Consider the following 12723-nt stretch of genomic DNA (forward strand, 5'->3'; position numbering starts at 1 on the left):
CCAAATTCAACACCACCTTTTGTCCAATTGCCCCCCCCGCGGCGGGCGGCCCCCCCCCCGGCGCCCGCCCGACGGAGACCCCAGCACAGCAGAGGACCACCTGCACGAAGGGGAAGCCATGACAGCGACGACCGACGGAAGCACCGGGGCCGTTGACCCCCGCGCAGCCTCGGCCAGCAGGAAGACAACCGAATCAACGATCGCCGCGGACGGTGTACAGGCCGCCGCGCGGCGGGCCGCGGAGCGCTCGGTGGAGCATCTCCTCGGCAGGCAGGACGAGCAGGGCTGGTGGAAGGGCGACCTCGCCACCAACGTCACGATGGACGCCGAGGACCTTCTGCTCCGTCAGTTCCTCGGCATCCAGGACCCCGCCACGGTCCGGGCCGCCGCCGGGTTCATCCGCGGCGAACAGCTCGGCGACGGGACGTGGGCGACCTTCCACGGCGGCCCCGCGGACCTCTCCACCACCATCGAGGCGTACGTCGCACTGCGGCTGGCCGGCGACCGGCCCGAGGACCCGCACATGGCCCGGGCCGCCGGCTGGGTCAGGGAGCAGGGTGGCATCGCCGCGAGCCGGGTCTTCACCCGGATCTGGCTGGCCCTCTTCGGCTGGTGGAAGTGGGACGACCTGCCGGAGCTCCCTCCGGAGCTGATGTTCTTCCCGAAGTGGGTCCCGCTCAACATCTACGACTTCGGATGCTGGGCCCGCCAGACCATCGTGCCGCTCACCATCGTGTCGGCGAAGCGGCCGGTGCGGCCCGCCCCCTTCGCCCTGGACGAGCTGCACACCGACCCGGAGAACCCGAATCCGCCCAAGCGCCCCGCGCCGGCGCGGAGTTGGGACGGGCTCTTCCAGCGGCTCGACAAGGCGCTGCACGTCTACCACCGGTTCGCACCGCGCCGCCTGCGACGGGTCGCGATGAACGCCGCCGCCCGCTGGATCATCGAACGCCAGGAGAACGACGGCTGCTGGGGCGGCATCCAGCCGCCCGCCGTCTACTCGGTCATCGCGCTGCACCTCCTCGGTTACGACCTCGAACACCCGGTGATGCGGGCGGGTCTCGAATCGCTCGACCGCTTCGCGGTGTGGCGCGAGGACGGCACCCGCATGATCGAGGCGTGCCAGTCCCCGGTCTGGGACACCTGCCTGGCCACCATCGCGCTCGCCGACGCCGGGGTCGCCCCCGACCACCCGGCGCTCGTGAGGGCGGCGGACTGGATGCTCGCGGAGGAGGTCGTCCGGCCGGGCGACTGGGCGGTGCGCCGGCCCGGACTGGAGCCCAGTGGCTGGGCGTTCGAGTTCCACAACGACAACTACCCCGACATCGACGACACCGCGGAGGTGGTCCTCGCCCTGCGCCGGGTCCGCCACCCCGACCAGGCCCGGGTGGACGCCGCGATCGAGCGCGGGGTGCGCTGGAACGTCGGCATGCAGTCCCGTAACGGCGCCTGGGGCGCGTTCGACGCGGACAACACCAGCCCGTTCCCCAACCGGCTGCCCTTCTGTGACTTCGGCGAGGTCATCGACCCTCCGTCCGCCGACGTCACCGGGCACGTGGTGGAGATGCTGGCCGTCGAGGGCCACGCCGCGCACCCCGTCACCCGGCGCGGCATCGAATGGCTGCTGTCCGAACAGGACGCGGGCGGCGGCTGGTTCGGGCGCTGGGGTGTCAACTACGTGTACGGGACGGGGTCGGTGGTCCCCGCGCTGACCGCGGCCGGGCTGCCCCCGTCGCACCCGGCGATCCGGCGCGCGGTCGAGTGGCTGGAGTCCGTCCAGAACGACGACGGCGGCTGGGGCGAGGACCTGCGCTCCTACACCGAGGAGAAGTGGATCGGCCAGGGGGCTTCCACCGCCTCCCAGACCGCCTGGGCACTCCTCGCGCTGCTCGCCGCGGGGCGGCGGGACACCGTCGCCGTGACCCGGGGCATCGCCTGGCTGACCGAGACCCAGCAGGCCGACGGCTCCTGGGACGAGCCCTACTTCACGGGCACCGGTTTCCCCTGGGACTTCTCCATCAACTACCACCTCTACCGGCAGGTCTTCCCGCTCACCGCGCTCGGGCGGTACGTGCACGGCGACCCGTTCGCGGGCCGCACGCCGACGCGCGAGGGGGCTTGATGGGGGAGTCCGGGCCGGCCGCCCCGCTGCTGATCGCCTGCGCGCTCGGCATCGAACAGCTCGCCCTGCGCACCGGCAGGGGGAGGACGGTGGACGCCCCGGAGCGGGTCACCGTGCTCCGCACCGGCATGGGCCCCAGGGCGGCCGAGACCGCCGTGGCGCGCGCGCTCGGGCGGGACGGCGGGGCGGCGGACACCGCCGTCATCGCCTCGGGGTTCTGCGCCGGCCTGGCGCCCGGGATGCACCCGGGCGACCTGGTGGTGGCCGAGGAGACCCGGGCCGCCGGGGACCCCGTCCCGTGCACCGGAGCGGACCTGCTGGCCGAAGCGCTGGCCAGGGCCGTACCGGGGCGCACCGTACACACCGGCCCGCTGACCGGGTCCGACCATGTCGTCCGGGGACATGAGCGGGCCGAACTGCGGGCCACCGGGGCGATCGCGGTGGACATGGAGTCCGCCGCGACCCTGCGCACCGCCCTTCGGTCCGGGCCACGCCCGGTTGCCGCCGTACGGGTGGTCGTCGACGCTCCGGAGCATGAGCTCGTCCGCATCGGCACGTTCCGCGGTGGAATATCGGCTTTCCGTGTTCTCCGTGCAGTCCTGCCGGCTTTCTATGAATGGCACCGATCTTTGCTGCTCCCCAGGAGGTGAGCTAGATGGCCATGCCGCTTCGCCAGTCCATCAAGGTTGCGACGTACCTCATTGAACAAAAGCTCCGCAAGCGGGACAAGTTTCCGCTGATTGTCGAGCTGGAGCCGCTGTACGCCTGCAACCTCGCCTGCGAGGGCTGCGGGAAGATCCAGCACCCGGCCGGAGTCCTCAAGCAGCGCATGCCGGTGGCCCAGGCCGTCGGAGCCGTGCTCGAATCGGGCGCCCCGATGGTCTCCATCGCCGGCGGCGAACCCCTGATGCACCCTCAGATCGATGAGATCGTGCGCCAGTTGGTGGCAAAGAGGAAGTACGTCTTCCTCTGCACCAACGCGATGCTGCTGCGCAAGAAGATCGAGAAGTTCACTCCCTCGCCCTACTTCGCGTTCGCCGTGCACATCGACGGGCTGCGGGAGCGGCACGACGAATCGGTTGCCAAGGAAGGGGTGTTCGACGAGGCGGTGGCGGCGATCAAGGAGGCCAAGCGGCGCGGCTTCCGGGTCACCACCAACTCCACCTTCTTCAACACCGACACCCCGCAGACCATCATCGAGGTGCTCAACTTCCTCAACGACGACCTCAAGGTGGACGAGATGATGATCTCGCCCGCCTACGCGTACGAGAAGGCGCCCGACCAGGAGCACTTCCTGGGCGTCGAGCAGACCCGCGAGCTGTTCAAGAAGTCCTTCGCCGGCGGCAACCGGAGCCGGTGGCGGCTCAACCACTCGCCGCTCTTCCTGGACTTCCTGGAGGGCAAGGCCGACTTCCCGTGCACCGCCTGGGCCATCCCCAACTACTCCCTGTTCGGCTGGCAGCGGCCCTGCTACCTGATGAGCGACGGCTACGTGCCGACGTACCGGCAGCTCATCGAGGAGACCGACTGGGACAAGTACGGCCGGGGCAAGGACCCGCGCTGCGCCAACTGCATGGCGCACTGCGGCTACGAACCCACCGCAGTCCTCGCCACCATGGGCTCCCTGAAGGAGTCCCTGCGCGCCATGCGCGAGACCGTCAGCGGCAACGGCTGAGCCGCGACACCCGGCCGGGCTCCCGCGCGGAGCCCGGCCATCACCGTGAGCAGGAACAGGACCACAGAGAGGGGGCCCGGGCATGACGCTGCTGCAGAGCATCCGGGGGCCGCACGATCTGAAGGCACTGAACGCGTCACAACTCGGCGGACTCGCCGAGGAGATCCGCACCTTCCTGGTGCAGGCCGTGGCCAGGACCGGGGGCCATCTGGGCCCCAACCTCGGGGTGGTGGAGCTGACCATCGCCCTGCACCGGGTCTTCGACTCGCCCGTCGACCGCATCCTGTGGGACACCGGCCACCAGAGCTACGTGCACAAACTGCTCACCGGACGCCAGGACTTCTCCAAGCTGCGCGGCAAGGGCGGGCTCTCCGGCTACCCGTCCCGCGAGGAGTCCGAGCACGACGTCATCGAGAACTCGCACGCCTCCACCGTCCTCGGCTGGGCCGACGGCCTCGCCAAGGCCGACGAGGTACGCGGGCGCGGCAGCCACGTCGTCGCCGTCATCGGGGACGGGGCCCTCACCGGCGGCATGGCCTGGGAGGCGCTGAACAACATCGCCGCCGCCAAGGACCGCCCGCTGATCGTCGTCGTCAACGACAACGAGCGCTCGTACGCCCCCACGATCGGCGGCCTCGCCCGCCACCTGGCCACCCTGCGCACCACCGACGGCTACGAGCGCTTCCTGTCCTGGGGCAAGGGCCTCCTGGAACGCACCCCCGTCATCGGGCAGCCGCTCTACGGGTCGCTGCACGGGGCCAAGAAGGGCTTCAAGGACTTCGTCGCCCCGCAGGGCATGTTCGAGGACCTGGGGCTGAAGTACATCGGCCCGGTCGACGGGCACGACACCGCCGCCGTCGAGGCCGCCCTGCACCGCGCCAAGGGCTACCGGGGCCCCGTCCTCGTCCACTGCATCACCGAGAAGGGGCGCGGTTACGCCCCCGCCCTGCGCGACGACGCCGACCGCTTCCACACCGTCGGCGCGATGGACCCCCTGACCTGCGCCCCGCTCGTGCCCGCCGCCGGTCCGTCCTGGACCTCCGTGTTCGCGGACGAGATCGCGGCGATCGGGGCGGAGCGCCCGGACGTCGTCGCGCTCACCGCGGCGATGCCGGGCCCGGTCGGGCTGACGCAGTTCGCCGAGGCGTTCCCGGACCGCGTCTGGGACGTGGGCATCGCGGAGCAGCACGCGGCGGTCAGTGCCGCCGGGCTCGCCACGGGCGGGCTGCACCCGGTCGTCGCCGTCTACGCCACCTTCCTCAACCGGGCGTTCGACCAGGTCCTGATGGACGTCGCCCTGCACCGGTGCGGGGTCACCTTCGTCCTGGACCGGGCCGGCGTCACCGGGCCCGACGGGGCCTCGCACAACGGGATGTGGGACCTGTCCGTGCTCCAGGTCGTGCCGGGGCTGCGCATCGCGGCCCCGCGCGACGCGGACCGGCTGCGCGAGGAACTGCGCGAAGCGGTCGCCGTGGACGACGCGCCGACCCTGGTGCGGTTCCCGAAGGAGTCGGTGGGGGACGCGATCGAGGCGGTCGGCCGGATCGGCGGGATGGACGTGCTGCGACGCGACGAGGACGCCGATGTGCTCCTCGTCGCCGTCGGCGTGATGGCCTCCGTCTGCCTGCGCACCGCCGAACTGCTGTCGGGCGCCGGCACCCGCTGCACCGTGGTGGACCCGCGCTGGGTCAAACCGGTCGACGTGACGCTGCCGCCGCTCGCCGCCGGGCACCGGCTCGTCGCGGTGGTCGAGGACAACAGCCGGGCCGGGGGCGTCGGTTCGGCCGTCGGGCAGGCGCTCCGGGACGCGGGGGTCGACGTACCGCTGCGCACCTTCGGCATCCCCGAGCAGTTCCTCGCGCACGGCAAGCGGTCCGAGGTGCTGGCCGACATCGGACTCACACCGGTCGAGATCGCCGGCCGGATCAGCGCCGTCACGGCCGCCCGGAAGGCGGCCGGCGGCACGGGGCACGCCGCCCCGGGCAACAGGCACAAGGAGAGCGGGGCATGAAGGACGACGAGCCCAAGGGCTTCGATCTGGCGCGGCTTCTCGCCGAGCGCGGCGCCGAACGCTACGAGCTGCACACCAGGCACCTCAACCACCAGCTCCCGCGCATGCTGCACACCATCGGCTTCGACAAGGTCTACGAACGGGCCGAGGGCGCGCACTTCTGGGACGCGGACGGCAACGACTACCTGGACATGCTCGCCGGATTCGGTGTCATGGGCCTGGGCCGCCACCACCCCGTCGTACGCAAGGCGCTGCACGACGTCCTCGACGCCTCGCTCGCCGATCTGACCCGGTTCGACTGCCAGCCGCTGCCCGGGCTGCTCGCCGAGAAGCTGCTGAGCCACAGCCCGCACCTGGACCGGGTGTTCTTCGGCAACAGCGGCACCGAGGCCGTCGAGACGGCCCTCAAGTTCGCCCGGTACGCCACCGGCCGGCCCCGGGTCCTGTACTGCGACCACGCCTTCCACGGGCTGACCACCGGCTCCCTCTCGGTCAACGGCGAGGGCGGGTTCCGGGACGGCTTCGCCCCGCTGCTGCCCGACACCGCGATCCCGCTCGGCGACCTCGCCGCGCTGAGCAGGGAGCTGAAGCGGGGCGACGTGGCCGCCCTGGTGGTGGAGCCGATCCAGGGCAAGGGGGTGCTCGCGGCCCCGCCCGGATACCTCCGCGAGGCCCAGGAGCTGCTGCACAAGCACAAGGCCCTCCTCATCGCCGACGAGGTGCAGACCGGGCTCGGCAGGACCGGCGACTTCTACGCGTACCAGCACGAGGAAGGGGTGGAACCGGACCTCGTCTGCGTCGCCAAGGCGCTCTCCGGCGGCTACGTCCCGGTCGGGGCGACGCTCGGCAAGGACTGGATCTTCAAGCGCGTCTACTCCTCGATGGACCGGGTCCTCGTCCACTCCGCAAGCTTCGGCGCCAACGCCCAGGCCATGGCGGCGGGGCTCGCGGTGCTGTCGGTGATGGAGGACGAGGAGACCGTCGCGCACGCGCGCCGCACCGGCGACCTGCTCCGCGAGCGGCTGTCCGCGCTCGTCGGGCGCTACGAGCTGCTGCACGAGGTGCGGGGGCGCGGGCTGATGATCGGCATCGAGTTCGGCCGCCCCACCTCGCTCAAGCTGCGCAGCCGGTGGGCCATGCTCCAGGCGGCCCGCAAGGGCCTCTTCGCGCAGATGGTCGTCGTGCCCCTGCTCCAGAAGCACCGCATCCTGACGCAGGTCTCCGGCGACCATCTGGAAGTGATCAAGCTGATCCCGCCTCTGGTCATCGACGACGCGGACGTCGACCGGTTCGTGGAGGCGTTCACCGCCGTCATGGACGACGCACACAGTGGCGGGGGTCTGATGTGGGACTTCGGACGGACCCTGGTGAAGCAGGCCGTCGCCAACCGCTGAGGCGTTTTTGCCCCTGAGGCAAGAAATTTGCCTCAGGGGAAAGACTTTGGCCCAATGGAGGCATGAACCCTCCGGACGACCTGGCGGCCGGCGAGCTGCCCGGTGTCGCGCCACGCCTGCGCGATCTGCGCCGAGGCCGTGGTCTCACCCTGGAGACCGCGGCCCAGCGGGCCGGGCTCTCGCCCGCCCACCTCTCCCGGCTCGAAACGGGCCGACGCCAGCCCTCGCTGCCGATGCTGCTCCAGCTGGCCAGGATCTACGGTACGACGGTCTCCGAGCTCCTGGGCGAGATGCCCCCGGAACGTGACGCGATCGTCCGCGGCCGCCCATTCGAGGGCCCGGCCGCCGACGGCTGGACGTACCAGCAGGCCGGCGGCTCCGGCCGGGCCATGCAGGCGCTGCGCGTCCGCGTCCCGTACGGCGCCCAGGGCGACCTGGTCCGCGTCCACCCCGGCGAGGAGTGGCTGTACGTCCTGACCGGCCGCCTCCGGGTGACGCTCGGTGAGACGGTGCACGACCTCGCGCCCGGGGACGGCGCGCACTTCGACTCACTCACCCCGCACCGGATCGCGGCCGCCGAACCCGAGGGCTCCGATCTGCTCTTCGTCCACACCCTGCTGCAGAGCCCGGCCGCCGACCTGTGCCTCGGCGGCCCGGTCCACCGCGGCTGAGACGTTTCCGCCGCCGCACCCCCGGCAGTCAGAGAGGCCAGTCATGTCCGATTCAGAGCACTACGACCCGCTCACCCCGGCCCCGCGTCCCGGTGCCGACACCCAGGAGAAGAAGATGCCGCGCGGACTCGTCATCCGCCTCTTCGCCTACCTCGTGGCCGGACACGTCATCGCCGCGTTCCTGTACCTGCTCTTCGCGGTCGGCATGCACAACCAGTAGGCCGAGCCGGCTCAGCTCTCGTCGAGGAGGCGTTCGCGCAGCCGCTCCCGGGTGGCGGGCGCGAGCTTCAGGCCGTCGGCGAGATAGCGGTCGGTGCCGCCCCAGGTCTCGTCGATGGCGGCGAAGGCCGCGGCGAGGTAGTCGGGCTGGGCCCCGAAGAGCGGGTTCAGCAGCTCCAGCACCTCCGGGGACATCCCGGCCGCCGAGGTGTCGCTGCGCCGGATGCGGTAGCGGCGGTGCGCGTCGTTCGACTTGAGGTAGTCCGCCTCGATGGCCTCCCGCCCGACGCCCACCGCCAGCAGCGTCACCGCGATCGACAGCCCGGCCCGGTCCTTGCCGGCCGCGCAGTGCATCAGCGCGGGCACGCTGTCCTCGGCCAGGGCGTGCAGCACCCGGCTGTGCTCGGCGGTGCGCTCCAGGATGATCGAGCGGTACGAGGCGACCATGCGGCGGGTCCCCTTGCCGTCGGCCAGGATCGAGCGCAGGTCCGCCAGGTCGCCGTCGCGCACCATCCGCCAGAACTGCGCCCCGTCCGCCGGGTCGCTGAGCGGGATGCTCACGTTCCGCACGCCCGGCAGCTCGATGTCCAGGCCGTCCAGCTTGTGGTCCGCCGCGTTGCGGAAGTCGAAGACCGTGTGCAGGCCGAGCCCGCCGAGGAACGCCGCGTCCTCGGCCGTGGCGTGCGCCAGGTGGCCGCTGCGGTAGAGACGGCCGTGCCTCACCCGGCGGCCGTCGGTGGTGGGGAGGCCGCCCAGGTCGCGGAAGTTGCGGACGCCGGTGAGCACGGGCTCCGTCGGCGGGGTCTGCGGCAGCTGCTGCGTCACGGTCACTCCTGGAGGCTCTGCCCCGGCGCGTGTCGCCGACGGGTCCACGACCGCGACGATACGACATCGGTTCCTGGGACAATCATCTCGGCCGGCGGCGCGGGATTTCCGGGCAGGCACCGTTGCCCCGCCACTGAGGACGGTCGATGATGTGCGGACCTGTGTGAATCCGTGGGCATGCGGACGGGGGCGCGATGATCGAGACGGGCGACCGGATCTGGCTGCTGACGGGGGCGAGCGGGAGCTACGCCCTCCGTCTCACCGGACGGCACGAACTGCTGCACCTGCACTGGGGCCCGCGCATCTCGCTGGCCGCCGCCCAGGCCCTGGCGTCGGCACCCGCGCCGCCCGTCCGGGGCTTCGAGTCCCCGCTCGACGGCCGCGAGGAGTACCCGGTCGAGGGCGGCCCCCGGTTCGTCCGTCCCGCCCTGTCGGTGCGCACCGACGAGGTGCGCGGGACCGCGTGGGTCTTCGCCGGAGACGCGGTGGACGGCGACGAGCTGCGGCTGTCCTTCGACGACCCGGTGCACCGCCTCGCGATCACGCTGCACTACCGGATGCGGGACGACTCCGACGTCATCGAGCGCTGGACCACGCTGACCCACACGGGACCGGACGGCCCGCCCCTCGAACTGCTCCGCGCCGACGCGGCGGCCTGGGCGCCGCCCGCCCGCGACCGCTGGCGGCTCAGCCGGCTGCACGGCCGCTGGGCGGCGGAGACCCGGCTGGAGCGCACGGAGCTCGCGTACGGGGAGCACCTGCTCTCCAGCCGGCGCGGCCACACCGGCCACCAGGGCCTGCCCTGGGTCGCCCTGGACGCGGACGGTGCCGCCACCGAGGAGACCGGGGAGGTCTACGGCTGCGCGCTCGGCTGGTCCGGGTCCTGGCGCATCGCCGTACAGCGGCTGCCGGACGGGCTCGTACAGATCACCGGCGGCGCCGGCCACGACGACTCCGGGCTGCTGCGGCTCGCGCCGGGGGAGTCGTACACCAGCCCGGTCTTCGCCGGGCTGTGGAGCGAGGGCGGTTTCGGCGGGGCGAGCCGGGCCTGGCACGCGTGGCAGCTCGCCCATGTCGTCCCCGACGCCTTCGAGCCGCGTCCGGTGCTCTACAACTCCTGGGAGGCCACCGGCTTCGACATCGCGGAGGACCAGCAGCGGGCGCTGGCCCGCCGTGCCGCCGCGATGGGCGTCGAGCTGTTCGTCGTCGACGACGCCTGGTTCGGGCAGCGGGTGAGCGACCGGGCCGGACTCGGCGACTGGACGCCGAATCCGGAGCGCTTCCCCGACGGTCTCGGGCCGCTCGCCCGCCATGTCCACGGCCTCGGCATGCGGTTCGGGATCTGGGTCGAGCCGGAAATGGTCAACCCCGACAGCGATCTTTACCGCGCCCACCCCGACTGGGTCCAGCACTTCCCCGGCCGGGAGCGCACCGAATTCCGCAACCAGCTGGTCCTCAACCTGGCCCGCCCCGATGTACGGGCGTATCTGTGGGAGAGCCTGGATGCCCTGCTCTCGGGCACGCCCGTCGACTACGTGAAATGGGACTTCAACCGCTGCTTCTCGGACGCCGGCTGGCCGGGCGCCGACTACCCGCAGCGACTGTGGACCGAGCACGTGGAGGCCCTCTACGAGCTGATCGACCGGCTGCGCGCCGCCCACCCCGGCGTCGCCTTCGAGTCCTGCTCGGGCGGCGGTGGCCGGATCGACCTCGGCATCCTCTCCCGTACCGACCAGGTCTGGACGTCCGACAACACCGACCCGCTGGACCGCCTCGCCATCCAGGACGGCTTCGGGCATCTCCACCCGGCGCGCGTGATGGCGGCCTGGGTCACCGACAGCCCGAACGTCCAGCTGAACGGCCGCCGCTCCTCGCTGCGCTTCCGGTTCGTCAGCGCCATGGCCGGGGTGCTGGGGATCGGCGGGGACCTCACCGAGTGGAGCGCGGCCGAGCTGGACGAGGCGCGCGGGTGGGTGGAGCTGTACAAGGAGATCCGCCCGGTCGTGCAGCTGGGCGAGCTGTACCGGCTGCGCGCGCCGGGCCCGGGGCTCAGCGCCGTGCAGTACGTGCGGGGCGCTGACACCGTCGTGCTGGCGTGGCTCCACGCGCAGCGGTACGGGGAGGAGCCGCCGGCGCTGCGGCTGCGCGGGCTCGACCCGGAGGCGGCGTACACCTGCCTGGACACGGGGGCGGTGCACCACGGTTCGGTGCTGATGCACCACGGGCTGCGGACGGGGCTGCGCGGCGACCTGGACGCGCGGGTGGTGCGGCTGCGCCGCGGATGATGGCCATGGCATGTCCGTATTGATGCGTTATGGACAAATCGCCCCGGTTGCGCGGGAGATGATCACCCGCTCGTGAGCGGGATCATATCCGTGACGGTGTGTGGTGGCGCCCCGGCTGGGTAGCCCCCGCGCCGCGCGGAAAGCCAAGATCCGTAATCCACGGAGTGTGACCGGAATTCCGCACCGCAATTCCGAAGCGGAATCCGGTGCCGAACCCGTGGCTTGTTTCCGTCGTCCCGGCTCGCTTACGTTCCATGTCCATCCGGATGGAACGCCCAATCCTGCCGCCGTCCGGAATTCGCATCCACTCACCGTGTGGCAGGAGCGGGGGAACCAGGTAAGCCGCCGACCGGGACGACCGGACGGCTAGGGGTGAAGTCGCGCCAGGCGCGGCCGGGCATCTCCAGCCCGAACCCGACAGCTCACCTCGCAGGCGCCGGAGAGGAAATTCTTCATGCCCAACTCGGGTAAGCACCGCCGTCCCAAGTCCAGCACCATCGCCCGCGGCGTCGTCGCCGCGAGCGCCGGCGGCGCCGTCATCGCGCTTCCGCTGCTCGGCGCCACCGGTGCCCACGCCGCGGAGCAGACCGCCCCGGCCACCTCGAAGTCGGCCGCCGCGCACACCGCCCCGGCCACGCCCGTGAAGAGCACCGGCACCACCACCTACTCCGTGGTCTCCGGCGACTACCTGTCGAAGATCGCGGCCCAGTACCACCTCAAGGGCGGCTGGCAGAAGCTGTACCAGGACAACCGCGAGGTCGTCGGCGAGAACCCGAGCCTGATCTTCCCGGGCATGAAGCTGACCCTCGGCGCCAAGGCCGCAGCCGCCACGCCGTCCGAGGCCCCCGCCAAGACGGCGGAGAAGACCGAGGCGAAGACCGCGGCGCCCAAGGCGGAGACGAAGACCGAGGCGAAGACCGAAGCCCCGGCCGCCCAGGACAACGCCTCCGGCTACGTCCACCCGGTCCCGGGCAACCACACCACCGCCTACCGCGCCTCCGGTGCCAACTGGTCCAGCGGCAGCCACACCGGGATCGACTTCCCCGTCTCCACCGGCACCAGCGTGAAGGCGATCACCTCCGGCACCGTCGTCACCGCGGGCTGGGGCGGCGCCTACGGGAACCAGGTCGTCATCAAGCACGCCGACGGCCACTACTCCCAGTACGGCCACATGTCCTCGCTCTCCGTCTCGGCGGGCCAGACCGTGACCGCGGGCCAGCAGGTCGGCCTCTCCGGCTCCACCGGCAACGCCACCGGCCCGCACCTGCACTTCGAGGTCCGCACAGGCCCGGAGTACGGCTCGGACATCGACCCGATCGCCTACCTGGCGTCGCACGGGATCTACGTCTGATCCAGGCAGTACCGGCCCGGTGATCCGGGTCACTGATCGGCAAAGAGGGACGGAGTGCCGCGGCACTCCGTCCCTCTGCTTATTCCCTCTTTACCGAAAACTGACCGGGTGGTTTATCTCACCCCCCGTCAACCCCTTATTACGGTCGCGTAGGTCACATTCCGGGGTGC

10 protein-coding genes and 1 riboswitch are annotated in these 12723 nt (G+C 71.7%); of the genes, 9 read left to right on the forward strand and 1 reads right to left on the reverse strand.

Annotated elements, in window-relative coordinates; translation table 11 throughout:
- Positions 1 to 118: 118 nt before the first annotated feature.
- The 7 genes from shc to ACLQ2N_RS33165 all read left to right on the forward strand — a co-directional run bounded on the left by shc (position 119) and on the right by ACLQ2N_RS33165 (position 8093).
- Positions 119 to 2122, forward strand: a complete 2004-nt coding sequence (gene shc / locus ACLQ2N_RS33135; RefSeq protein ID WP_425819016.1) for a squalene--hopene cyclase — start codon at positions 119 to 121, stop codon at positions 2120 to 2122.
- Positions 2122 to 2772 (forward strand): 1-hydroxy-2-methyl-2-butenyl 4-diphosphate reductase, encoded by a 651-nt coding sequence (locus tag ACLQ2N_RS33140; protein ID WP_425819018.1) that lies wholly within the window; start codon positions 2122 to 2124, stop codon positions 2770 to 2772. Before shc ends, ACLQ2N_RS33140 begins: the two co-directional genes overlap by 1 nt.
- 5 nt (positions 2773 to 2777) lie before the next feature.
- The gene (hpnH, locus tag ACLQ2N_RS33145; protein WP_361020709.1) at positions 2778 to 3797 is read left to right on the forward strand and encodes an adenosyl-hopene transferase HpnH; all 1020 of its coding nucleotides are present in this window, start codon (positions 2778 to 2780) and stop codon (positions 3795 to 3797) included.
- An 82-nt stretch (positions 3798 to 3879) separates the two neighbouring features.
- A complete protein-coding gene (dxs, locus tag ACLQ2N_RS33150; RefSeq protein WP_425819021.1) occupies positions 3880 to 5808 on the forward strand; it encodes a 1-deoxy-D-xylulose-5-phosphate synthase in 1929 nt (642 codons plus the stop codon).
- Positions 5805 to 7202: an aspartate aminotransferase family protein gene (locus ACLQ2N_RS33155; protein WP_425819023.1), complete on the forward strand. Its 1398-nt coding sequence runs from the start codon at positions 5805 to 5807 to the stop codon at positions 7200 to 7202. The genes dxs and ACLQ2N_RS33155 overlap by 4 nt, the downstream gene beginning before the upstream one ends.
- A 62-nt stretch (positions 7203 to 7264) precedes the next feature.
- A complete protein-coding gene (locus ACLQ2N_RS33160) occupies positions 7265 to 7873 on the forward strand; it encodes a helix-turn-helix domain-containing protein (protein WP_425819025.1) in 609 nt (202 codons plus the stop codon).
- A gap of 43 nt (positions 7874 to 7916) precedes the next feature.
- Positions 7917 to 8093 (forward strand): DUF6126 family protein, encoded by a 177-nt coding sequence (locus ACLQ2N_RS33165; protein WP_425819027.1) that lies wholly within the window; start codon positions 7917 to 7919, stop codon positions 8091 to 8093.
- An 11-nt stretch (positions 8094 to 8104) separates the two neighbouring features.
- Here ACLQ2N_RS33165 and ACLQ2N_RS33170 read toward each other — a convergent pair whose 3' ends face one another.
- Positions 8105 to 8917: a tyrosine-protein phosphatase gene (locus ACLQ2N_RS33170; RefSeq protein WP_425819029.1), complete on the reverse strand. Its 813-nt coding sequence runs from the start codon at positions 8915 to 8917 to the stop codon at positions 8105 to 8107.
- Between the two features lie 194 nt (positions 8918 to 9111).
- Between ACLQ2N_RS33170 and ACLQ2N_RS33175 the strand changes: the two genes are divergently transcribed.
- Both ACLQ2N_RS33175 and ACLQ2N_RS33180 read left to right on the forward strand, forming a co-directional pair.
- Positions 9112 to 11202: an alpha-galactosidase gene (locus ACLQ2N_RS33175; protein ID WP_425819031.1), complete on the forward strand. Its 2091-nt coding sequence runs from the start codon at positions 9112 to 9114 to the stop codon at positions 11200 to 11202.
- 295 nt (positions 11203 to 11497) lie between these two features.
- Positions 11498 to 11653, forward strand: a riboswitch (cyclic di-AMP (ydaO/yuaA leader).
- A 3-nt stretch (positions 11654 to 11656) separates the two neighbouring features.
- Positions 11657 to 12553, forward strand: coding sequence for a M23 family metallopeptidase (locus ACLQ2N_RS33180; RefSeq protein WP_425819033.1), 897 nt, complete (start codon positions 11657 to 11659; stop codon positions 12551 to 12553).
- Positions 12554 to 12723: the final 170 nt, after the last annotated feature.

This window comes from Streptomyces sp. DT224, from assembly GCF_049844595.1.
In the GTDB taxonomy this organism is placed as follows: Bacteria; Actinomycetota; Actinomycetes; order Streptomycetales; family Streptomycetaceae; genus Streptomyces.